Annotated in this window: 15 protein-coding genes; 9 read left to right on the top strand and 6 right to left on the bottom strand. The window is 55.4% G+C overall.

All coding sequences use genetic code 11. The features are described 5' to 3' along the window. Nucleotides 1-420: 420 nt before the first annotated feature. Complete coding sequence (locus Pla52nx_RS16480; RefSeq protein WP_408022649.1) at nucleotides 421-3,213, bottom strand: DNA translocase FtsK; 2,793 nt, start codon at nucleotides 3,211-3,213, stop codon at nucleotides 421-423. A 177-nt stretch (nucleotides 3,214-3,390) separates the two neighbouring features. Next, nucleotides 3,391-4,329: a tRNA pseudouridine(55) synthase TruB gene (truB, locus tag Pla52nx_RS16485; RefSeq protein ID WP_342190171.1), complete on the bottom strand. Its 939-nt coding sequence runs from the start codon at nucleotides 4,327-4,329 to the stop codon at nucleotides 3,391-3,393. A gap of 458 nt (nucleotides 4,330-4,787) precedes the next feature. On the opposite strand from truB, the gene Pla52nx_RS16490 reads away from it, so the two are divergent. From Pla52nx_RS16490 to Pla52nx_RS16520, 7 genes are all read left to right on the top strand, one after another. After that, entirely contained in the window at nucleotides 4,788-5,324 is a 537-nt protein-coding gene (locus Pla52nx_RS16490; protein ID WP_146522607.1) for an NUDIX hydrolase, read from the top strand. Between the two features lie 3 nt (nucleotides 5,325-5,327). Next, on the top strand, nucleotides 5,328-5,987 hold the full coding sequence (locus Pla52nx_RS16495; RefSeq protein ID WP_146522606.1) for an MIP/aquaporin family protein: 660 nt from the start codon (nucleotides 5,328-5,330) through the stop codon (nucleotides 5,985-5,987). 598 nt (nucleotides 5,988-6,585) lie between these two features. Beyond that, a complete protein-coding gene (locus Pla52nx_RS16500) occupies nucleotides 6,586-6,816 on the top strand; it encodes a hypothetical protein (RefSeq protein WP_146522605.1) in 231 nt (76 codons plus the stop codon). A 677-nt stretch (nucleotides 6,817-7,493) separates the two neighbouring features. Beyond that, nucleotides 7,494-8,861, top strand: a complete 1,368-nt coding sequence (locus tag Pla52nx_RS16505; RefSeq protein WP_146522604.1) for a tail fiber domain-containing protein — start codon at nucleotides 7,494-7,496, stop codon at nucleotides 8,859-8,861. A 257-nt stretch (nucleotides 8,862-9,118) separates the two neighbouring features. After that, nucleotides 9,119-10,369 carry a tail fiber domain-containing protein gene (locus tag Pla52nx_RS16510; RefSeq protein ID WP_146522603.1) on the top strand — a complete coding sequence of 417 codons (1,251 nt, stop codon included), beginning with the start codon at nucleotides 9,119-9,121 and terminating at the stop codon, nucleotides 10,367-10,369. Between the two features lie 544 nt (nucleotides 10,370-10,913). After that, a complete protein-coding gene (locus tag Pla52nx_RS16515; protein WP_146522602.1) occupies nucleotides 10,914-11,828 on the top strand; it encodes a tail fiber domain-containing protein in 915 nt (304 codons plus the stop codon). 13 nt (nucleotides 11,829-11,841) lie between these two features. Further along, on the top strand, nucleotides 11,842-12,621 hold the full coding sequence (locus tag Pla52nx_RS16520) for a hypothetical protein (RefSeq protein ID WP_146522601.1): 780 nt from the start codon (nucleotides 11,842-11,844) through the stop codon (nucleotides 12,619-12,621). 1,934 nt (nucleotides 12,622-14,555) lie between these two features. Here Pla52nx_RS16520 and Pla52nx_RS16525 read toward each other — a convergent pair. The 3 genes from Pla52nx_RS16525 to Pla52nx_RS16535 form a co-directional block, all read right to left on the bottom strand. Further along, nucleotides 14,556-18,074 carry an efflux RND transporter permease subunit gene (locus Pla52nx_RS16525; RefSeq protein WP_146522600.1) on the bottom strand — a complete coding sequence of 1,173 codons (3,519 nt, stop codon included), beginning with the start codon at nucleotides 18,072-18,074 and terminating at the stop codon, nucleotides 14,556-14,558. Between the two features lie 4 nt (nucleotides 18,075-18,078). Continuing rightward, entirely contained in the window at nucleotides 18,079-19,248 is a 1,170-nt protein-coding gene (locus Pla52nx_RS16530) for an efflux RND transporter periplasmic adaptor subunit (RefSeq protein WP_197454976.1), read from the bottom strand. Between the two features lie 736 nt (nucleotides 19,249-19,984). After that, entirely contained in the window at nucleotides 19,985-21,751 is a 1,767-nt protein-coding gene (locus Pla52nx_RS16535; protein WP_146522598.1) for a di-heme oxidoredictase family protein, read from the bottom strand. 255 nt (nucleotides 21,752-22,006) lie between these two features. Between Pla52nx_RS16535 and Pla52nx_RS16540 the strand changes: the two genes are divergently transcribed. Both Pla52nx_RS16540 and Pla52nx_RS16545 read left to right on the top strand, forming a co-directional pair. After that, nucleotides 22,007-22,369, top strand: coding sequence for a PilZ domain-containing protein (locus Pla52nx_RS16540; RefSeq protein ID WP_146522597.1), 363 nt, complete (start codon nucleotides 22,007-22,009; stop codon nucleotides 22,367-22,369). Nucleotides 22,370-22,687: 318 nt separating this feature from the next. Next, entirely contained in the window at nucleotides 22,688-23,701 is a 1,014-nt protein-coding gene (locus tag Pla52nx_RS16545) for a hypothetical protein (RefSeq protein WP_146522596.1), read from the top strand. 604 nt (nucleotides 23,702-24,305) lie between these two features. Here the strand turns inward: Pla52nx_RS16545 and Pla52nx_RS16550 are convergent. Continuing rightward, complete coding sequence (locus Pla52nx_RS16550) at nucleotides 24,306-24,557, bottom strand: hypothetical protein (protein WP_231742460.1); 252 nt, start codon at nucleotides 24,555-24,557, stop codon at nucleotides 24,306-24,308. Between the last annotated feature and the right edge of the window lie 461 nt (nucleotides 24,558-25,018).

The raw sequence follows: 25,018 nt of genomic DNA on the forward strand, positions 1-25,018 counted from the left end.
AGTTCATGGGACGTTGAGACGTGCGAAAAAAAAATGTCGCGAAATCTACGTAGCAGTCATCGCTCCGCGTGATCTTTACGATGAGACTGGACACGTATTTTCTGCACGTCCCTCCGCCCCAAGATAACAAACGGGTCAGGGGCTCTGTTCCGATCGAGCAACCGGTAAACCGTTAGCGTTGGAGCGTGTCCCGTTATCGCTGCGCGACGGGGCAATGTGATCCCGAACACAAGTTTGCGAAGATCAAAAGACGCCGAAACTTCATAGAAACGGCCCAGGTCTGAATTTTTTCGGCGGGCAGGAATCATCCTCCATTGGAAATCAATGGCCGTTCCCGGCGCATTCGTGCCAGTCGAGTTGATGGATCTCGGCTGAGCAGTGGATGTCGGCCATGAGTGACTGAGCTACGACTGAGACGCGTCAGACATCTTCGTCATCATCGTCGTCGTCCTCGTATTCTTCTTCCTCGTACTCTTCCTCGTCTTCTTCTTCGTAGTCGTCGTCGACTTCTTGCCCCTCGTCGTCGGACGGGGAGTCTGATTCTGGGTCCAGTCCTTGCATCTCGTGCCACTGCTCGATCGTCAGCAGAACGTCCCGTGCCTTGCTGCCGTTGTACTGCCCGACGATGCCGTCTTCGGCCATGAAATCAATCAGCTTTGCCGCTCGACCGTAACCGATTCCGAGGTGTCGTTGCAGCAGCGAGCAAGACCCGCGGCCTTCTCGGATGATGACTTCGACCGCACTGTCATAGATGTCTGGACGTTCCTCACCCAAAGCCTCCGAGTCACCGCCTTCCTCGCCCTCGACGACCTTGAGGTTCATCAGTTCGCCGACAAAACTCTGTTCCAGCAAGCTGCAGTGGGCGCAGACGTTGTCGATCTCATCGTCGGACAGGTACGTGCCTTGACCACGAATCAGCGTGCTGGTTCCTGGCCATAGGAAGAGCATGTCACCGTTGCCAAGCAACTTGTCCGCGCCATTCTCGTCCAACACCACGCGACTGTCTGTCTTACTGGCGACTTGGAAGCTCAATCGAGCGGGCAAGTTGCTCTTGATCAAACCGGTGATGACATCGACGGTCGGTTTTTGAGTCGCAAGGATCAAGTGAATACCGACGGCACGGCTCTTCTGTGCCAATCGGATGATGTGCTGTTCAACGTCTTTGCCAGCCGTCATCATCAAGTCGGCCATTTCGTCAGCGACGATTACGATGAAGGGCAACTTGTCTGGAACGCTTCCGTCGTCCTCATCGGGACCGATGTCGATGCGACGCAGCAATTCTTCTCGTCCCAGATCGTTGTAGCTATTGATGTGACGAACGCCCACGTTGGCCAGCAGCGAGTATCGCTCCTCCATCTTCTCGACGGCCCACGCCAGAATGGCTTCGGCTTTACGCATGTCCGTGATGACCGGATGCATCAAGTGCGGCAATTTTCCGTATCCGCTCAGTTCGACCATCTTGGGGTCGATCATCAACATACGAACTTCGTCCGGCCGACAGGTCATCAGGATGGACGTGATGATCGCATTCAAACACACGCTCTTTCCGGTACCGGTTCGACCTGCGATCAACAGGTGCGGCATTTTGGCCAAGTCGACGACCATCGGGTTACCCGAAACGTCCTTGCCCAAGAACACCGGAATGTTCATCTTCAGCGAACGCGTGTCGGACTCTTCCATCACGTCGCGTAGACGGACGACTTGACGTTTCTCGTTGGGGACTTCGATTCCGACGGTATTCTTTCCGGGGATCGGCGCGACAATTCGTACGCTCGGCACACGCAGCGCAATCGCGAGGTCTTCCGCCAACCCGGTGATCTTGCTCAGTCGCAACCCGGCCTCAAGCTCGATCTCATACTGCGCGATGACCGGACCGGTCTCGATCTCGACCACGCGGATGTTGAAACCGAAATCTTGGAACGTGGCTTCCAGGATCTTTGCTTTTCGGCGGACTTCAGAGAGCTGTTCGTCGTAGCTGATGTCATCGCTGGCTTCGAGCAACTGAATCGGTGGCAATCGGTAGTCTTCCGTGCCGATCGGCGCAGCTTCTTTGACGCTCTTCTGAAACTCCTCCTTGGGGTCGGACTTCTTGCGTTGTGGCAGCCGGATCTTTGGAGCCGGCACATCGTGGGACTCATCACTGCGCAAGGTGACCTGTTCGCCATCAAGCTCTATTTCCCGGACAACGGATTCGTTGGGCTCGTTTACTTCGATGTCTTCGTATTCGCCTTCGCCTTCATACGAATCGTATTCTTCGTTGACCAGTTCGTCTTCTTCGCTGGCAAGCGCTTCGGCATCCGCAGCGGCATTTTTCGCACCAATGCTGGCAGCTCCTGGCATGGGCTCTGCGGCGACACCGGTGCGTTTGGCACGCCGGAACTTGATGCGAGGTTCGCTCGTCACCTTCGCTTCGTCGGTCGGAACATGGTCGGTCAACTCGCGATGCTGACTATCAACTCGTTGTTCCGCGTCGCCCGACGCCGCCTGCGGAGCATGATCCGCGTCGCCCGCGAATGGAGCGTTCAAGTCCACGTAGGGTCGACGCTTGGGACGCAACCGCGGGGTTGCCTCTGCGGCTCGCTTCATGCCGCGTTTGGAAATCTCCGTTCCGGTCGCAACAAGGCGTTTGCCTGCGTAGAGCAACGCATAGTCCGTCGTGAGCAGCAGCCCAACGGCCATCAAACTCATGGTCAGAATCCAACCGCCGCCGGGAGCAAAATGCGACTGCAACCATCCCGACGTCATCGCGCCGAGATAGCCGCCGGCGCCGACGACCGGCATCCCTTCCATGCGAGCAGGAAACATCGCCGCCGCCGTGGACACGGCCACGATCATGATGGTTCCGCCCAGTGATCTGAGCACCGGCGCGTTGAGGCTGCCTCGCATCAACAATGCCGTGGCGACTCCGCCGATGCCTGCAATCACCAACGCGGATGACATCCCGACCGCATCAAACAGAGCCGACGCTGCTAGAGCGCCCCAGTACCCGCACGCGTTTGTGATCCGTTGCGCTTGAGGGTACACCAGTTGATCAGGCTGATAAAAAACGCTGATCGGCCAGATCGGTGTATCCAATGGATCGGCCGGATTACGCGTGACGACGGATACCGTCATTAACAGTGTGATCGCCACCAGCGCGATCGCGAAAACGTCGCGACCGAAGTCCGGGTTTCGTGTTCCGTCGTCTTGGATGTCAGCCGACATAGTCCGCAAGCGATACCGTTGAGGAGATGTGGTTGGCTCCGACTGTGCGTGCAGTCAGACCGCTCATCTCTCGGTATCGGCGTGTTCACATCACGCGATCATTACCAGGGTTGGCACCGGAGCAATGCATGGAGATGCCAAAAGTTTTCCGATCGCTAAAAACTGCCATACTTGCCTAATTGGGCGTCAACTCGGTTCCGGGAAGACGCGGTAGGGTCCCCAAAGTCCGTTCTTGGGTTTCACCAATGCTCGCAAATCGCCGCGTTCGGTCATCGCTGCCGCCAAATCGGCATTTTCGACTTCTTTTCCGTCAAGAATCGGTCGACCCTGCACCGTTTGCCCGTTTCCCAATCGCTCATCGTCCTCTGGTCCCACTGAGAACTGTGGCAGATTGACGACGGCCAGAGCGGGCGGCATCAGCAAATCCTCCAGTGGACCACGACGAATCTGCTCCACCGAGATGCTGTCTTCCAATCGAAAAGGCCCCACGCCGACGCGGGTCAGCGAGGTCATCACGGCCGTGGAGCCGACCGCCTGTGCCAAATCCATCCCGAGCGATCGCATGTAGGTTCCGCTGCCGCAGACGACATCCAGCTCCATGATGGGAAACTCGTAGTCCAGCACATCGAGCTGATCGATGCGAACGGTTCGCGATGGCATCTCCACCGACTGTCCGGAGCGGACACGATCGTAGGCGCGGCGACCATCCACACGCACAGCCGAATAGGCCGGAGGAACTTGCGTGATCAGCCCCGTCAAACCCGTTGCGGCGGCACGCAATTGATCGGCTGTGGGCTGTGGCAAGTCTGGGTAGAGGGTTGGTTCGAACTCCAGATCGCCGGTCGGAGACTGTGCCCCGAGCTGAAACGTGCCCCGGTAATGCTTGGCCTGATCCTGCACCATCGGAACCAATCGCACCGCCGGACCGAGCCCGACGACCAAGACGCCTTCTGCAAGCGGATCCAGGGTCCCGCAATGGCCGACTTTGCATCGCCGGCCCCGAAGTTGCCCCTGGACGATGTTCACGAGATCCCGTGAAGTCATACCCTTGGGCTTATTGCAATTCAAAAAACCGAACAAACTCACGGTCAATTGGCCCTCAATGCCACTTAGAAACTTAACCACCCCGCTATCGTCGACCGCTACAGCTCGACAAACTTTCCGATACAGTATCTCGCAGTCATTGAATTGACGAGGCTTGGCAACTCAAGACAAACCACTAGTGCATCGTCCAGTCTTGGAACGCGGGTTTGATAAATGAGCCGTTTTGGCGTTAGCCACGGTTTTCGCGACTCAACCGTGGCTAACGCCAAAACGGCTAACCCCAAAATCAAGACTGGACGATGCACTAGTGCGAAAACAGTCTGCACATATCAGCCGCCGCGCGATAGCGTCCGGTTCTCCCACTTCGGGAACCGGACGCTATCGCGTGCCGGCTGATGAATAATCCGGGCTCGTATCGTGAATTTCTCCAGGAATCCCTTGAGCACGGTATTCCGGATTCCGGCAATTTTACAACTAGGTTCAACAGTCATGGATTCGTTGCTCCTTTCCCTCGCTTTTTCTTTTTCCGGCAGACGAACATGAGCGATCCAGAGGAACCGATTTTGTTGCGTGGTGCTCGATTCAACGTTCATGCGATGACGCTGAGCGGTGACGACGGCAAGACGTATCAGCGTGAAGTCATCCGGCATCCGGGCGCTGTCGTGCTGATTCCCGTGATCGATCGCGACACGGTCGTCTTGATCGAGAACACTCGACCGACCGTCCGCGAAACCTTGCTGGAGCTGCCTGCGGGTACTCGAGAGCCTGGCGAGCCGGCGGAAAGCACTGCAGCCCGTGAACTGATCGAGGAGACCGGCTACTCCGCTGGCAAGTTGTCGCTCGTGCACGAGTTCTATTCAGCGCCCGGAATCTGCGACGAATTGATGCATCTGTATTTGGCGACGGAGCTGACGGAAGGTCAACCCGATCGGGAAGCAACCGAGCAAATCCAAAATCGCGTGGCGTCACGTGACGAAGTCGTCCGGTGGATCCGCGAAGGCAAAATACGAGATGCCAAGTCACTTGTCGGTTTGTACGCTTTTCTCTACTCACCCGAAATCCTAGCGGCGATTTGATCCATGGACGCTCCCCTAACACGTCGATGCGTTGCCGAGTTTCTTGGCACCTACTGTTTGATCCTGATGGGCTGCGGCGCGATGGTCGTGCAACAGCGATCAGAATTATTGACTCACCCCGGCGTCGCGCTGACGTGGGGTCTGGTCGTGATGGCGATGATCTACACGTTCGGTCACATCAGCGGCGCGCACATCAATCCTGCCGTGACCATCGCAATGGCAGCGTTGAGCAAGATCACGTGGAAAGAAACCGCGTTCTACGTTGTCGTTCAATGTTTGGGAGCCACCGCCGCCGCAGCCTGTCTTCGCCTCGTCTTGGGCATGGATGAATCACTACTTGGTGCAACCAACTCCTCGCTCCCCACTTGGTCAGCATTTGCGGTCGAGTTCATGATGACCACTATTCTGATGATGGTGGTGATGGGAGTTTCCACGGGCGCGAAAGAAGAAACGATCACGGCGGGCTTGGCTGTGGGGGCAACGATCGCAATCGAAGCCATGGTGGCAGGCCCGTTGACCAAAGCGTCCATGAACCCGGCACGCAGCCTTGGACCCGCATTGATGTCCGGTTCACTTGATCAATTGTGGATCTACTTGCTTGCTCCAATCGCCGGGGCACTGACCGGAGCGATGATCTATCGCTACCTGAAACCGAGCAAGTAACGACTGAGCAAGTAACGACTGAGCAAGTAACGACTGAGCAAGAATCGCCTTGGCGAGGTGTAGACGTGGGCGAATCACACCGCTGAGTCGGTGCGATCCCTGGGGCAGACTCGGGATTCAAGCGGTGACCGATCGGTCGCGAAGGAACGAAAGCGATGGCAGGAGGTCTTCGCCACTTCGGGCAGGATGCTTACCACTCGCGTACTGCTGAGGATGCGGCACTTCATCACCCAAAAGAAGAGGCAGGAGAAAACAGCGATAGGGGGAAAGTGGTTTTAAAAGCCGAGCCGTGCACAGTCGCGGATGCGACGGCAGCGTAAAGCATGGGGCGTCAGCCCCATGGGGCTGACAGATTTCCGTATGCGAAAAGCCGCGAAGTGGCGACAGACAGGATATTGCGCACCACCCATCAATTAAGCATGTCGGCTCGGCCGCTCTTGGCTTATCAGTTTCCTTGCACTTTGTCGCCATGAGCCGGGCTACCGAACAAGACCCTTTTGCTGGGGCTCCTCGGCACGAAAGCTGTTGCCGACCTTTTTAATGTCGCATTTTTGGCCGAACTAAGACTGGGTGGATTTTTGATTCTTTTGAGGGGTGCGTGGCCGAATTGTTGCAAAGATTGGAGAGACCTCTCGACGACTCCGCTTCGCCCGACTCTCTGTGGATGGTCTTGGTCGATGGCCTCTCGCAACGGGACATCGCCCGCCGGCTGGGCCACTCGCGAAACTCCGTCGTCAAGGCACTTCAGTCCGCCGTGCAGAGCGACGGCATGCCCAGTCGCCGTCGTGGCGGCGACTGCCGATTTCGATTGAGGACAGACTGCAGCTGAAAACCCAATGCAAAGCCTGTCCCCCTGACCCCGGCGAAGCTCTCCCCACGAAACTGTATCCCCGCGTCGTCCGCGGAGGCGGTTGGGAGCACGATGCCGATCAGCTACGCAGCGCGGCAAGAATGCCGTCTTCACCGGAATGAAAGGACCAAGATCCCCAGGTTCCCCGCAGCATTTGGTATCACACCGACGCGTTGTCCGTCGGTTTCCACGTCGTCCGTCCGCTGACCGAACCAAGTGAAGAAGAAAAGAAGCGGAAGTGGGAAAACACGCTGCCCGTGCAGCTCGATCCGGTGGAATGAACTCGCACCTCCAACAACGCGATTTCGCAAGTTCAGAATCGCTGTGGAAAGATAGAGTCCCCGTTCAAACAGCATTTCACAGCCAACACCTGAACAGGTTGCCAGTGTTCATGGCGGCTATTGTCCGAGGTCTGAAAAAACGTTTTCCTACCACGTTTCTCCCTTGGTGACGCGTCAGGATCGAAACCAGTGCAGAAAAAATCTCTTGGGCATCGCAGATCTGGATTGGAATAACCACAAAAATCGTTTCTTCAGGCCGACCAGCGGATACGATGGTGGTTGATTTTCAATCGATTCAGAATTGCGTGGCTCGTTGTTGAGCTTGATTGGCAAGACCTCAATGACTCCACAGGTTCCTCTCTCGGAGTGCTTGAGATGAAAACGGCCGTTCTTTCACTGTTGCTTCTGTTCAGCATTTTCGCCGTCAAGGCCGATGGTCAAAGTCTTACGGGTGAGCGTGTCCTGTTAGATTCCAGCTTTCCTTACATTCGATTCACTCGCACAAGCGATCAATCTCACTACATCGACTGTCTGACTGATCAATTGTCATTCCTGCTAAATGGTTCCTACAGGTTTCGCGTCTTCGAGACGGCTAAGCCAGATGCATTGGTGGTTGACAGTCAGGGAATCACCGTTGCCGGAAGCGGTACGGGGACACAAATCATCATCGATCAGGTACCGACATCCCAGCAGTTTGGGGTCACAAGCCTTTCCTCTCAGCAGGGGCTTCACAACGGCGGAATCGGTTTCAGGGTAGACAGTGCTTCGTATCCCTTTTATGTCTTTGATACAGCTAATAACGAATCACTTTCTGTTCGTGAGGAAGGAGTCGGCATCGGCACGTACGACGCGACCGCTCCTTTGCATGTTTATTCAGATGGAAATCCATTTTCAGAAGCCAGCGTTCGCGTGGAGAATAACCTGGGTGGTTCTCCCGTTCAGCGAGAGATGTTCTCGTTGGTCAACAATGGCGGATCCAAATTCACCTTCACCGATACGAGCAATGGTAACAGATGGCTTTTTGCCACGCAGAACAACGGTTCCTTTGTTTGTAGTCGCAGTGGCACCAACGGAAACGAGTTTGTAATCACAGCCGATGGACGGGTGACGATGGGGCCTGGACCGGCGATCAACTTCAACTTGGCCCCCAACGGAAACCTTCAAATCGCTGGTACGCTCACGCAATCCTCTGACAAGAATCTCAAGACGGCGTTCATGAGCGTTGATCCGTTGACGATATTAGATCGCGTCGCATCGATGCCGGTGCAAAGCTGGCAGTTCAAGTTCGATGAACCCGAGTTACGTCACCTCGGCCCCACGGCGCAGGATTTCCATGCCGCGTTCGGTCTCGGCCAGGATGACAAGACGATCGCGCCGGTCGATGGGATCGGTGTGTCACTCGCTGCGATCCAGGCATTGAAAATCGAATGTGTTGAAAAGGACAATCGCATTGACGAGCTGGAAGTGGAGTTGTCCTCCTACAAACGAGACATGGATCAACAGAAGGAGCAATTGACGAAACAGGGAATCTTGCTATCCGAGCAGGACGAGCGTTTGTCCAATCAGAATGCTCAGTTGTCGCAGCAGAGAGAGTCAATTGCCGAGCAAAGAAAAACACTCGTGGAATTGATGTCTCGGTTGGACAACATCGAGAATGTTAGACGCCATGAGCGGAATGATTCCTCTCGCGTCGCCCCCAGCCAAAAGGAAAGTGCGACAAGTGATGATGCTGTCTCGTTTTGAACTGGACCTGCATCATGTCGTCATGTGAGCATTTGTTCCATCTGAAGCTCGAGGAAATGCTTGACAGAAGGTGATTTAGCCGCAGTTACTTCAATCGAAACAAAATCGCATTTCCCCACTGTAATCAATTGCCGTTGGACGTAGGGCGGATACGATGAATGAATGTTTGTCCCTTGAATTAAGTTTGAGTGGTTAGTTGCGGCGTTTTATTTTGGAAACTCGTCAATTCCACGGTTCCAATTATCGGAGTGCTTGAGATGAAAACGGTTGCCCTTGCCTCACTGCTTCTGCTCAGCGTTCTAGCCGCCAATGGCAATGGACAGACTATCCAAGCGGAGGTTTTGTACCTGAAAGGCGCTTTGGCACATATAGAATTTGATCGAAATGGATCAAGTCAATACATCGTCCCGCTAACTGATCAATTGTCCTTTCTGGTAGGCGGAAACTATAAATTTCGCGTTTTTGAAGATGCCAAAATAGACGGCTTGGTTGTCAACAATCAGGGAATCTCCGTTGCCGGAGATGGAACTGGAAGGCAAGTTACGATCAATCAGATCGACACATCGCAGAAGTTTGGGATCACAAGCCTTTCTTCTGCGCACGGACTAAACGATGGCGGTATTGGCTTCCAGGTCGACAGCTCTCCTTTCCCCTTCTACGTCTTTGACACGGCGAAAAGCGAAACTTTGAGCGTTCGCCGTGAAGGCGTGGGGGTGGGGACCTACAACGCCAACGCTCCATTGCATGTTTATGCAGACGGATATCCGTTTTCGGAAGCCAGCGTTCGCGTGGAGAATAACCTGTCTGGCTCTCCAGTTCAGAGAGAGATGTTTTCGTTGATCAACAACGGTGGCTCAAAGTTCACCTTCACCGACACGAGCAACGGAAACAGATGGCTCTTTGCCACCCAGGACAATGGGTCCTTTGTTTGTAGTCGAAGTGGCACCAACGGAAACGAGTTTGTGATCACAGCCGATGGACGGGTGACGATGGGGCCTGGACCCGCGATCAACTTCAACTTGGCCCCCAACGGAAACCTTCAAATCGCTGGTACGCTCACGCAATCCTCTGACAAGAATCTCAAGACGGCGTTCATGAGCGTTGATCCGTTGACGATATTAGATCGCGTCGCATCGATGCCGGTGCAAAGCTGGCAGTTCAAGTTCGATGAACCCGAGTTACGTCACCTCGGCCCCACGGCGCAGGATTTCCACGCCGCGTTCGGTCTGGGGCAAGACGATAAGACGATCGCGCCGGTCGATGGGATCGGTGTGTCACTCGCTGCGATCCAGGCGTTGAATATAGAAGTCATCGAAAAGGACAAGCAAATTGAGGAACTTCAGACAGATCTCTCCATCTGCAAACGACAACTGGATCGCCAGGCATCCGAACTCCAGTTGCAATCCAAAGAATTGAATGAGCAGAAAGTGCTGTTGTCCGAACAGATGAAAACGCTGACGTCACTGATGAGTCGCCTGGAAAAGGTCGAAAGTACAAAACGCCAGTGACGACAACGAATCCGATCAAACTCAGTTCCGCGAGTGAAAACCAGGGAGTTTCGCGGTACCCTGCATTACGATGTCCCCCTCGACTCGATCCACTGAGAAAATGCAGTCTTTTGAAATTGTGTTTTCCATTGATCGATAGCGAAGATTTGTTGAGAAGATACAGTCAAGTTTTATCGTCAATTTGTTCGATTTTGAGTGGTTCGTTGTTGAGCTTACGCTGGGGCTAAGACGGCGACTCCACCGACCCTTCACTGGAGTGCTTGCGGTGAAAACGGCAACCCTTTCATTTCTGCTTCTGTTCTGCGTTCTGGCCGCAAATGGTAGCGGTCAAGTCATCAACGGGGAAAAATTGATTTTGGAGTCAACCTTTCCGTATATACATTTCATTCGCACAGGCGAAACAACTCACTTCATCGACTCCCTGAGTAATCAATTATCATACTACTTAGATGGTGAGTACAGATTTCGCGTTTATGACAATGCTAAAATTGACGCCCTGGTTGTCGACAGCCAGGGGATTTCCGTTGCCGGAAATGGGCTTGGAATGCAGATAGCCATCCACCAGGTCCCCACGGGCCAGGAATTTGGGATCACGAGTCTTTCCTCTGCAAACGGGCTGCACAATGGTGGAATCGGCTTTCAAGTCGACAGCGCACTTTTTCCGTTTTTTGTCTTCGACACGGCCAATGAAGAAGCGTTGAGCGTCGGTGGTGAGGGCGTGGGTGTGGGGACATACAATGCAAACGCTCCCCTGCATGTCTATACAAATGGGTTCCCGTTTTCAGAAGCCAGAGTTCGCGTGGAGAACGACCTGGGGGGCCCTCCGGTTCAGCGAGAGATGTTCTCGTTGGTCAACAATGGCGGTTCGAAATTCACCTTCACCGACACAAACAGTGGTTATCGATGGCTCTTTGCCACGCAGAACAACGGTTCCTTTGTTTGTAGTCGCAGTGGCACCAACGGAAACGAGTTTGTAATCACAGCCGATGGACGGGTGACGATGGGGCCTGGACCGGCGATCAACTTCAATTTGGCCCCCAACGGAAACCTTCAAATCGCTGGTACGCTCACGCAATCCTCTGACAAGAATCTCAAGACGGCGTTCGCAAGCGTCGATCCGATGGAGGTCCTGGATCAAGTGGCATCAATGCCGATACAGAGCTGGCAGTTCAAGTTCGATGAACCCGAGTTACGTCACCTCGGCCCCACGGCGCAGGATTTCCACGCCGCGTTCGGTCTGGGGCAAGACGATAAGACGATCGCGCCGGTCGATGGGATCGGTGTGTCACTCGCTGCGATCCAGGCGTTGAACATCGAAGGCATCGAAAAGGACAAACGGATCAACGAACTCAAGACCGATCTGGCCATGTGCAAGCGACAATTGGCACAGCAGCAAGATCAGTTGAAGAAGTTGCTGTCTCGGCTGGATAACATCGAGAACATGCAACGCAAGAAATAGAGGGAAGCTTGATATGATGAACGTTCAATTGATGAGCACCGCCGTTTTGGCGTTGCTTCTGTTCGGAGCAGTTCCTCCGATTGCAGCGCAAGATCCGGATCAGCGGCGTGAGGTGCCTAATTCTACTGAGGAAACGCCGATCAGAGCGGCGGAACCGCGTGAGTTTCAAATGTCGGGGCAATCAGGAACACGCGAGTCTTTCGGGCATTTGGCTGAATTTCCCGGGATGCTTGTCCACAACGACGTCTTTTCGCTGCTGCAATACAAACCTATTCGCAACGCAATTGAAGTCACAGACGAGCAGGCAACCGAGTTGGCCAAAGCTCAGATAGAACAAATCAAACTTCGACAGCAGACCTTGCGTGATCTCCCTCGTCCGGTCGGGCCACTGCAAGGGGACGCGGAGAGTGCAAAACGCCGCGCGGACGCTTTCGCGGAACTCGATCGCAAAACGCAGGATTTGTACCGTCAGATACTATTGCCGAAACAGGTCGAGCGTCTGACGGAAATTGCCTTTGAACTGCGAATCCAATCGATGGGTATCGTCGCGTTTCTCAAAGATCCGCAAATGGTCGCGGAACTTGAGATCTCGGACGAACAGCAAGCCCGACTGGATCGGCAAGCCATTGAGTCATCGCAAGATCTTGACGCGAAGGTCGGCGAGTTGAAACGTCAAGTTCGCCGGGACATCATGGCGGTGCTGGATGACAACCAGCGAGCCCAATTGAAAAGCATGCTCGGTCAGGAATTCGACTGGAGTCGTGCCAGCGCAGCCGCTCCCGAAGGCGAATGAAATGACGACGGACTTTCGTCCTTTTTTTACTACGGAGAGCTTCGCTGGGGTCAGGCCTTGCATTGGGTTTTCGACGGTGACAGATGTTACCGGCCTTTTTCATGTCGCATTTTTGGACACTTCTCGCTGATCGCCGCCACTGGTTCCCAGGCTCCTGCCTGGGAACCCAATGATTGGCAGGCTCCTGCATGCCGATCTGCTGACAATTTCCAGACCACGCTGATTTCCGCGAGGCAGAGCCTCCGTGGCAGTGCGTTCCCAGGCGTGAGACCGGGAACGAGCGTTCTGCGGGGTGGCGATCAGCGAGAAGTGTCCATTTTTGGCAGAATTGAGACTGGGTTGATTTTTTATTCTCTTGACGGAGAGCTTCGCTGGGGTCAGGCCTTGCATTGGGTTTTCGACGGTGACAGATGTTACCGGCCTTTTTCGGAGAGCTTCGCTGGGGTCAGGCCTTGCATTGGGTTTTCGACGGTGACAGATGTTACCGGCCTTTTTCATGTCGCATTTTTGGACACTTCTCGCTGATCGCCGCCACTGGTTCCCAGGCTCCTGCCTGGGAACCCAATGATTGGCAGGCTCCTGCATGCCGATCTGCTGACAATTTCCAGACCACGCTGATTTCCGCGAGGCAGAGCCTCCGTGGCAGTGCGTTCCCAGGCGTGAGACCGGGAACGAGCGTTCTGCGGGGTGGCGATCAGCGAGAAGTGTCCATTTTTGGCAGAATTGAGACTGGGTTGATTTTTTATTCTCTTGAGGCGTGCGTAGCCGAATTGTTGCGAAAATTGGAGAGACCTCTCGACGCTTCTTCGTCTCCCGATTCTCTCAGGATGGCCTTGGCCGAATTGAGATCGGATGGTTTCATTGACCAGAAGTGACTCATTGTTCACAGTCTACGTAAGATGGATTCTTTGCTTCCGCCGGGCTTGCCCCGGTTCGGAGCAACAACTGGCAGCTACCCGGTAACACAATCGCATTCATTTCCCCACCGCCCGCGAATCGCCAAAGGCGATTCGCGGGCGGTGGGGAAGTTTTGTTGGCCTGGGCGAGTAGCCGTCAGTTGTTTCCTCCGCCGAGACAAGCTCGACGGAAGGAGCTTCGAATCAGAGAAAGTAGGATCGGATCATGAGTGGAAGTTAGAAATGGGAGGAGTGAAGTTGGTAGTTGGCTTTTCGTGCTCGAAGTCGCTTGGGATGGATGCGTGTTGGGTGAAGCAACGTTTCAGCGCTCAGCCCCCTCATCCCCCGCCTTCTCCCCCAGAAAAGCTGGGGGAGAAGGCGGGCGGCGAGATACTGGCTGCGAGGGCGGGCGAAAGTGTACCGAATTAGCGGTGTACGACGCCTTTCCTATTCCAACCACAAATCGGCCCAGAACGCGCGGGATTTGCGATCCAAGCGAGGCCGGTAACAGCTAACGCCAAAACGGCTCATTCGGCGAAACCGTGTTCCAAGACTGGATGATGAGCTAGAGAGTTGGGACGAACCGAGCGAGCGTTTGGTTGATCGTTGCGATCACGCATGGGACAATCCTGATCGGCAATCGTCGCACAATGACCGCTGTCGCAGGATTGCACTTAAAATGCTGAGCGAATCATTTTTGATCGATGTGTCAAATGCACCCGACAACACAATGTTCCGCGACCGGATCAACCGCCTACTGGCGCTGGCGGTCTTACACTTAGCCCGGGTTATGAAAAGCAATCTGCATTTCCCCACGATGTGACAACTCATTGTCAAGAATCAGTTTGCGCTAAATTCAATCATCCGCATGAATAATCCGGGTTAGGCCGCCACAAGGCCATCGCCTTAAGTGAAGTCGTGAGTGGACACAGTAGAGCAACTCTGGTTCGCTTTTCACGTCGCATTCACGTAGGCGAGCCTCTTCGAGCCTCCACGAGGCTCGAAGTTTCGCGTCTTGGAGAGACGTGGCTACGTGGCTCATGCCAAACGTAGGAACCGCTGTAGGTCCATGAACAAGACAAAGACCACCGGTACCAAGACTAGGGTAAAGCATGTTGAAACGACCATGCCGCCCAAGAACACCACGCCCAACCCGCGGTACAACTCGCTGCCCGCACCGGGAAAGAGTACCAACGGCAGCAATCCCAACACGGTGGTCAACGTCGTGATGAGAATCGGGCGAATACGCGTACGTACACTTTCGGGGACCGCTTGGATCGGAGTCAAGTTTTCTTCGCGCATGTGGATGAGTGACTGGTGGACGATCAAGATCGCATTGTTCACCACGGTTCCGATCAAGATGATGAAGCCCAACATTGTCAACACGTCCAACGATTGTTGAACAAAAAAGTTCAACAGCCAGAGCCCGACAATCCCGCCGACGGCTCCCAGCGGCACACTGAAAATCACGACGAGCGGATACAGCCAGGACTCAAACAAGGCCGCCATCAACAGGTAAGTGATCAACAACGCCAACAGAAAGTTGTATTGCAGCGCATCCCAGGCTTGACGCAGTTTGTCTGCCGTACCTGATAGGGCGACGAAGTACTCGTTGCCGATGACGCCTTCATCGATCATCGGTGAAATGATCTGATTGTTGACCAAGTCCATTGCGGCCTCCAACGGCATCTCAGACGCGGGGCTGACTTGAACGGTGATCGACCGCAATCGCTCGCGGCGCTGAATCTGCTCTGGCCCACTTCCATATTTCATCTCGGCAACCGCCAGCAACGGTACGATTTCGCCATCGCTCGTTGCCATCGGCATGGACATCAGCAGTTGTGGATCCTTCGTTCCCGTCTCGGATCCCTTAATGGTCATGTCGATCTTCTCACCGCCGACGTAATAGTCACCCGCATAGGCGCCGTCGACCAGAGCGTCCACGACATACCCCAAGTCCGTCGTATCGATGCCCATCTCCGACGCCGCCAGCAATTTAGGACGAAGATGAATCTCGGGACTGGAGAGTTCCAAGCTCGGCTCCGCGGAAGCTTGCGCGCCGGGCATCAGTCGTTCGACATCGGCCAAGACCCTCGCGGCAATGTCCACCATCCTCTTCAAGTCGGGACCAGAGATCTCGATGTCAATGGTTCGACCGCCGGTCAGACCTCGGCCGAACAAGCTGGATTGTGCGCCGATGACACGGATCCCTGGCAGTCCGGCGCCGGCGGCTCGTACCAACGGAATCAACTCCGCCGCACGTGCTTCATCTGCCGCCCGAAATCCCATGAAAAGACTTCGCTCGCGGATCGAGCAGAAATAGTAGTCGATGGCCGGCGCGTCCGCCCCGTTGCTCGGTCCTTCACCTTCATTGACATCCCAATAGGGGCGCAATCGTTCTTCAACAATCGCTCCGATGTCGGACAGTTCGTCCAAGTTATACCCGGGCGGCAAGGAGAATCGGGCGAAGACGAAGTTGCGATTCCCGGTCGGCAAATACTCGACTTTCGGCCACAACCAATAACTGACCCCGAGCGACAGACCTGTCATCACCAGGGCAACCGTGATCGATCTCAATCGCGACGTCAGAATCCAAGAATTGAATCCGACCACTGCACTGACCAACGCACCGGAAACGGCCATCACCCAACGCTCCAACCATCCGCTGTGACGCTCGGATTCCGGCTGCCGCTCGGATTCCGGATGCCGCTCGGATTCCGGATGCCGATCGGGCGATGTATTCGCTGTCGTTGCATTATCCAATTCGGACGATGCGTTCGCGTCTACGGCGTCGCTGCGGCGAAACAGTCGTGAGGCGGCGACTGGAATGACCGTGAAAGAAACCACGAGTGAAAATGCGATCCCACAACTGATGGCAAGGGCAATGTCGCGAAAGAGCTGACCCGCCGTTGCTTGGACAAAGATCACCGGCAAGAACACAGCGATCGTCGTCAACGTCGACGCGACAATCGCGCCGGCGACCTCGCTCACACCCCGAGACGCTGCGTTGAATGCGGTTTCACCCATCTGCTTTCGCCGCGTGATGTTTTCTAAGACCACGACAGCGTTGTCGACCAACATCCCGACGGCAAACGCCATTCCGGCGAGAGAAATCACGTTCAACGAACGGCCCAGCAACGTCATGCACAAGAACGCGCCTGTGATGCTGATCGGAATCGCCAGCGCGGCGACCAAGGCACCACGGGCATACCGATAGCCCAAGATGATGATCAGTGCCAACGTGCCAAGGTAGTACCACGGCGACAGATAGACGGACGCGACGGCGGTGGCTGCGATCGCGATGCTGGAGAGCATCGTGGCACGACTGAAGTGCAAGAAAAGCATCAGCACGATGATGGTTGCCGCGCTGCCGATCAGCATGTTTTGCAACACCAACGCAATCGCGGACTCAATGTACTCCGTTTCGTCGTAATACTGAAACAGCTCCAGCCCCTCTCGAGCCAGGAAGCCTTCGTTCAATTCTCGTTCCGCCTTTCGCAGTCCGTGCATCACTTCTAACACGTTTGCACCGGTGACCCGCTGCACACTCAATCCGATGCTCTCGGTCCCGTATCGACGAGACACGCTATCGCGATCCTTGTAGCCCAATCGGACTTCGGCCACATCGCCGACATACACACGCATGTTGCCGTCGGATACCAGTAGCTGCTGCTTGACTTGTTCGGGGTCACGAAACTGCCCCAAGGTTCGGATGACCCATGTTCGCTTGCCTTGGAAAATCTCACCCGCCGTGCTGTCGCTGTTCTGGCGGTTGAGAGCCTCTCGAACTTGGCGAATCGTGATTTGGCGGGCCGCCAGTTTTTCGGCATCGACGATGATCTGCAATTCTTGTTCGCGACCTCCGTTAGTTTCCGCATCCGCGACGCCGGGGACTCGTTCCAAGCGAGGCTCGACAAAGTTCTCTGAGAACTTGCGGAGCTTTTCCAGGTCGATCGGCGGTGGACGAAGCGTCTCCAGTTGCGGATGGATCTCACCAAACTCGTCCAAACAATTCTGCAAACGGAACACACGCAACGCGGAATTGCGTGCCCGTCGAGCCGGTTCCAGCAACTCCGCCAATTCAGGATGTTCGGTTTGGAAAGCAACGATCGCTTCGTTGCTCGGCGGACGCGGCGTCAATGCGAATCGTGCAATGGGGCGGTCTCCCAAGTCCGACGCTTCGATGACCGGCTCTCCAGAATCAACCGGGTACTCACGAACCTGTTGCAAGCGAGTGTTTACTCTGGCCAATGCGTCGTCGATGTCCGTTCCGATCTCGAACTCCAGCGTCAGTTCGGCGTTGGAGACACGGCAGCTGGACGATAGTTTGACGAGTCCCTCGACACCCTGCAGTTGTTCCTCCTGCTCCAAAACGATTTCGCGTTCGATCTCCTGTGGGCTGGCGCCAGGCCAATTGGTCTCGATGGTCAACACCGGATTCTGAACTTCGGGAACCAATTGTTTGGGAATCAACCCAAGCGACAACGTGCCGAACAACGCAGCTAGAATTGCGCCGACGTAGACTTTGACGGGATTTTGAATCAGGGTGTCAAACACTGTGTTACTCGACCTCAGCGGCAAACGAAACCGACTGCCCGATTGCCAACCGCTCGTTTCCTCGTGTAACCACCCATTCTCCTGCTTGCAAATCTCCCGTCACCGCAATCAACTCGCCGTCGGCGATCCCAAGCTCCACAGGGACGCGGCGAACCGCTCCGGTCAACATGCCTGCTTGTCCATCCACATCGACGACGAACACGCTGTGTTTCGTGCGATCCAAGACGATTGAATCGGTCGGTACGAACAGTGATTGAGTTTCAGGTCCGACCGGCAGGTCAATTCGCACAACCATCCCTGACATCAAGATCGGGATGCCGTCGACGGTTCGATTCTCGATTCTTAACAAGATTGGAAATGTTCGAGAGCGAGTGTCTGCCGAAGGCACGATGCGTTCCAGGGTAGCCAACAGCAACTCGCCGGGACGCTCGGGACACTCCACGCGAATCGATTGTCCTTGGCGAAGTGCAATGATTTGGGAAACCGGCACCGCGACTTCGACCAAGACGGTATCCAACTCGATCATGTCGATGACCGGATCACCTGCCACCACCCAAGCACCGGCTTCCGTATGCTCTGCAGTGACATAGCCATCAAACGGTGCGACAACGGTGTGCTTTTGCAAACGGTCCTCCAACAATCGAACGCGTTCTCCCTGCAGATCCACGCTCGCTTGCGCTTGGGCGATCTGTTCCAAGCGAGGACCCGCGACGGTCCGATCGTATGCGACCTTTGCTGCTCGATAAAGTTGTTCCGACGAGTCGGCATCGGCAATAGCAACGTCGACTTCGTCAGCCGAGGCCGCATTGGATGCGATCAGTCGCTTGATGCGTTTCATTTGGCTTTCCGAACGCCGGGAAATCGCAGCGGCCGCTTCCATTCTTGCTCTGGCTTCCTCCACATCCTCGGAGCGTGATCCCGCTTGCAGCTCCGCAAGCTGCTGTTGCGCTAGGCGATGCTCTGCCTTGGCGGCCGCGATCTCGATCTTGATGACTTCCGTTTTCAGATTTGCGATATCCTCTCCCTTGGCCAAGTGATCGCCACGTTTGACGTGCAGAATATCGACGCGTCCGGCGAGCGCGCAACCGATGGTGGTCATCCGGCTCGGCGTCACCGTTCCCAGCAGTTGGTAGGATGACTTGGATTGTCGAAGTTGGACTTTGCTGGCCGTCACGGGCGCTCCGCTGTCTTGTGCGGTCGCCCTGGTTTTGGCGGTACCGGGTAGGAACACAGCAACAACAAAAATCAGCCACAAAAACTTGCGTCTGGAGCGATCTGAAAAAATGAGCGTACAGTCAAGTCCGTACGCACTTTCGGGAGGCAATTCACGCATACATTTGCCTGCCACCCCACGCTGAGTCGCGAAATGGGATGGGGATCGGTGGGAGGAGGGAACGAGTGAGGTACGAACAGGTGGGGGCATGCCGCAAAGCGGAGTCAGGTGCATGCTGTCGTGACATCTTAGTTGGCGGTCGAGCATGAAACCATGCGTCCATGGCCAACGGTCGCCAAAACCGGCAGAACGCCGGGCTTCGCTCGATTGACCCGCAGCCGAAGGCGTAGGAGACGCGACCAACCGGATTGCACCGCAGCGCATAACGCCGCTTCCGCCTGCGCCGTTGGCTACGGGTCAAACGGGGCTGGTGTGAGATTGCAACGCCGGGCAAGTTCGTTTGACCCGCAGCCGAAGGCGCAGGAGACGCTATCAACCGGATTGCACCGCAGTGTCTAACGCCGCTTCCGCCTGCGCCGTTGGCTACGGGTCAAACGGGGCTGGTGTGAGATTGCAACGCCGGGGCTCGTTCGATTGACCCGCAGCCGAAGGCGCAGGAGACGCTATCAACCGGATTGCACCGCAGTGTCTAACGCCGCTTCCGCCTGCGCCGTTGGCTACGGGTCAAACGGGGCGTTCAGTCCATTTGCATGATTGCAAGAGCCTGACGTGAGAAATCGGAGTCCGACGTATCCTGGTGATTGACTTCGGAAACACTCACTTTGGAATCGCTGATCTCGCTGGCCGACCAACCGACTTCGTTCAAGAATTCTTCGTCGCCCATTGCCAAGGCGCTCTGTGCTGGCAAAGGAGCCTTCAAACTGCTCAAAAACGCAATCACTGATTCTTGATCGCCCCACGTCAGCTTTCGGTAAGCGGTCGCAGCGGAACTCGCTTCGCCGCCGTGCCAGCGGATGGCGGCATCAATCGTTTCGGCCCGACCGTCATGCAAGTACGGTCCCGTGTCAGCCAGTCCCCATAACGGCGGCGTCCGCCATTCGCGTGCAAAGTCATCCCATCCCATTCTTGTCACGTCAGGTGTGGGAGCTGACGCGTCCACCGACTGACCATAGGGAAACTGGGGGAACTCAGGTCGTGGATACGGATAGGGCATTGGTAATGAACGACCACCGTAGTATTCCAAAATCGGACTTCCTGACGAATCCGAGAGCCCGGGGACACGCATCCGGGCGACGCCGACGGACGTCGGGATCGGGGCGGGCGACGGTGCGGAGAGGAGATCTCCCATGTCGTGCAGCAGCAGGTCGCTGTAGATGCCGTAGGCAGGGCGAATGTTTTCGACGTGACACACCGCGCAGCCGATTTTTGCAAACAGCCGTTCGCCGTCGCTGACGTTCTTGGGAACAGCAACACGTTGCCGTTTCGGCGCGGGAATGGACACTACGAACTTGGTCAACTCTACGACTTGCGTTTCATTCAAATCAACGCCTTCGCTGCGATAGGTCTCATCCGCGATGTCCGGCGTTTGGGGAGTCGAGCGGAGCTGCAAGCCGAGTTCACCCGCGCATGCTCCGCGAACAAATTGCTGTAGCGTCCCCGTCTGTGCCCTCCAGCCAAACCTGCCGACCCCCAACCTCCCCGAGACTTCACCGCCACTGGTCCGGACTTGGGAAAGTGCAATCTTGTTGAGTTGCCTCATCTCGATCCGATTGATCGCCCCCAAACCGTACAACGGAGGCGAGTTTCGTTGACTGAGATAAAAGTCCACGTTCTCGGTCCTACCCGACAAGACAGGTTTGGCTGCGATTGCACTGGAGGTCCGCGTCGATTCCTCGAGCCACTCATCAGGGACGTCGCCCGCAATCTTGCGTTTGAGTTCCTTTCGAACCAGATCGTAAAACGGGCGAGTGGATCGAGAGTGCACAACGATATCGATCGATATGCTGTTGTTGGCGGAAACCAACCCGGGAAAGATTTCCTTGAGTTCCTGCAGATGGGTCGGATCAAGTCGTCGAGCTTCGACGGCTTTCGTGATGACGGGTGATCTGGGATCGATGGTCAGCAACGTGACGTTGTGATTCACGCCGGACGCCCCGCCACCGACATGGCAAGCCTCACAGGATTGGGCATTGTGCATCGGCCCCAGGCCATCACCGCGAACAAACCCGCCAGCTGGTGCGTCTTGCGGAGCCGGCTCGAATGTCCATCGTTTCTGAAAAAGGTACTGACCTTCCGTGATCGACTCGGCTCGAGACGATGCACTGCTGCTTGGACTGGGCGACTGAGCAAAAGCGACGATGTGGGGACATGCCCAGAAAGCAACCAAGGCGACCAACACTGGCCATCGAATTGGGCAATTGAGTGGAGCGATCGTGGTGGAGAGGGATGCGACTCTCGAGAGTCGTGCTCTGGAGAGCGACGCGGATTCTGACGATTGAGTCATCTCAATTTCCCGTGCGAGGGTAGAGAAGAAGAGGAGTACCTTCGTTATCCCGTTATGAGGGATTAAATGCAAGGATTTTCTGATTTTTGACTCGTCTCGCACTAAATCAGTTTGCCTAATCGATTTTGTCCCCCAACCTTACTACGGTGGCGCGTGCCTCCAGCGATCCGAATCATCTTTGGAAATCTTGCGTCTTCGGAATCTACCGGTAACCCGCTCCCTAACGACGCTAGGGGCAATGGAGTCTCATCGATCATGTTACGTCTTAGTGGAACGGCGCCCTCTCGCGATGTGGAAGACTTGATCCGTGAACTGTTGGAGGAAGATGCCTATTACGATCGCACGGAGCACCGTTCTACGCACCGGGAAACACTCGTGCGTCCGGTGCAAATCAGCATCCGAGGCGGGGAAACGATCAGCGCTTTCTCCAGAAATGTCTCCGCCGCGGGAATGGGATTGATCACCAATCAGGTCATCGCCGAACGCGCCATCGGCGTGTTGACGATCGAACGCATCAAAGGCATGCCATCCAGGTTGCTGGCCGAGTGCCGTTGGTGCAGAAGCTATGGCGGGGACTGGAAAATATCTGGCTGGCAGTTCATCAACGTGCATCAGTAGTGATCAGACTGACATCTGATTTGAGAAACAATACGGGCTGTTCCGATTGTCCGCATTGGATGTTGTGTTTCGTTCGTGCTCTCTTTGATGAGCATATCGATCGCAAGGCCCATTTCTGTGTCAATTTGTGACCGTTATCCCGCCTGAGGGTATCCCGTCATCTCAAAGTGACGGATCACACGGGCCGCGACGATTGGATCTGTGACGGCCCACCCTCATCAAAATAGCCACAGGCTACCAGGTGACCCCACAGACGAACCGGTACGGATACCAAACTGTCGCTGGGCCGAATTAAAAACGATGCATGGAGGTATGATGATGCGCAAACGAAAATTGTTTAGCATCGCTACGCTGGCGGCTCTCGCACTTGGATCCACAATCAACGCAAACGCAAGTGACGTGAGCTTGGTCGCGGTCGACGTCGCTTATGAGCAAGATCTGATCACCGAATCGGACGAGGACCGCACGGAGACCGTCAACACCGCAGTGTTGCTCGAAGACCGCTTCGCGAACATGGAAGCTCGTCTGTCGATGATCGAGTCTCAAACCGTGGTCGCCGCACCGGCACCGTCGGCTTGCAACAGTTGCCCGACTCCCAGTAGCCGCATTGCCACCAACTGTGTTGGCAAATGCACCACATACGCAGGTGTTGAGCTGGCGATCTTGAAACCGCACACCGGTGCGCTTTCGATCACCGCGCTGGGAACCACGACGAACTTGACGCCTGCGTTTGACAGTGACGTTTCGCCGCGAATCTTCATCGGACGCGAACTGTCCAACGGACTGGGTTTCCGAGCCACCTACTGGCAATATGATCACAAGACCGACGATACCGCGATTGGTGGATTGTTCACCGGTCTGGAGATCCACGCGTTGGACTTGGAGACCACCAGTCGCACACAGTTTTACGGCAGCGACGTGACCGTTTCTGCTGGTCTGCGATACGGCAACATGGAACTCGGATTGACGGTTCCAGGACTCGGCAGCGCCGCGTATGAAACGGAAGGCGTCGGCCCGACCTTCGCCGCTCAAATGCGACGTCAACTGGGTTCGTCCAATCTCCACTACTTCCTCGGTGGTCGCGCCAGCATCCTGCTGACGGACAGCTCGTTGGTCATCCCCGGCTTGGTGAGCTTGGACGCCGACGACACGGTCACGCAAGTCCTGGAATTGCGATCCGGTTTGGAAGCACGTCGTCGCTTGGGCAGCAACGAGTTGGTCGCGCAAGTGGCGTTTGAGACACAGAACTGGCAAGCCGGAGCGATCGCGGGACTCGTCAACCCAGACGTCGCTTTGGTAGGCCCCGCATTCCGATTGGGACTGACTTTCTAGTCGATTGAGCCCGATCGCTTGAGCAAGATCGATTGAGTCAAACCGATCGACCCTGTACCTCAAGGACAAATGAATCGCCCTGGTGTCTCCCGAGCACCAGGGCGATTCTCTTTTGTGGACGATGTGACGTGAGGCCTACAGCGTTTGTCCGTCTAACTCCCGAAACGATTACGTCTGCGACTCCACTTGAACTCGAATCGCTTCCAAGTCGATTATGGAAACATCAGAGGGAAACTCGCGGTCGAGCAGGAAAACGGCTGGCAAACCACCGCAACAACAACTCCCATGCACAGAAACACGGGGCAGCAAAAGCCATTCACGCGATGGATAGCAATCACGTTAGGAATCTCGTCTGAAACAGCGTGCGGAGGACTTTGAAAAGACTACCGCGAGATTCTGACAGGATTGCGAAGCGATTGATGGCGAGGAAAGCAGCCACATATCTGTAGTGGACGAGGTCACGAGTCCTCCAAAGCTTTTTTCGCCAAGCGACTCGTGACCTCGTCCACCACGGCAGCTACAGATTCATCTGCCGCTCGCGTTACTTGGCCGAGCGAAACGCAAGCGAGACATTTGGATCCGCCGGGTCAACGGATCGAGATGTTCAGCTCAGCTTTGCGATCGCTTCGGCCACCAATGCAGGATCGTCCTGCTCACGCAAGTGCTTGATCTGTTTTGCGTCCAATCCTGCTTTTTCTAGATGACTGACCAAGCGCTTCCAAACGGTCTCCCGTTTCTTGCCTTCGCTCAAGTACAGCTCGGTGATCGCTTCCTGAGCTTTTTGCAGCCCGATGGAATCACGATTCCGATAGTAGTTCTTGATGATGCGATCTTGATGGGGAGTGCGATTGGACATCAAAGAGACTCCAGCAATCGATAGAGAATGAAAAAATCAGACGAAAATGGAACGATCATGGATGGACGCATGCGTTACACCGCCGACGATTGTTCTGTGAGCAATAAGTTTATCGGCCGCGGAGCCATCCCTCTAGAGTAAGCTTACCGGCTTCTGCCGGGCCCCGTCCCTTGTCGTGGGGCCTGTATGTAACCTGCCGAAATCTTTGATTTCGTGAGCCGACGGCGGGTAAGAGAACGTCCGGCTTAGAACGTGGCGGAATCACGGTTTTTAGCCGGAGTTTGCATCCAATCCCAAACTGCTCAATCCCTAACAGCTCAACGTATCGAAGCGGATAACGCTACCAAACGCAGTGAGCCGTGACGCGTGAGCGGCCGGGTCTTGCACGCATCGAGCATCCATTTCAGTGTTTCGACTAAATCAGCCGCCCGCTCAAGCTTCCTATTGGGGGCCCCTTTCCG

The sequence above is a fragment of the Stieleria varia genome (genome assembly GCF_038443385.1).
Taxonomy (GTDB): Bacteria; Planctomycetota; Planctomycetia; order Pirellulales; family Pirellulaceae; genus Stieleria; species Stieleria varia.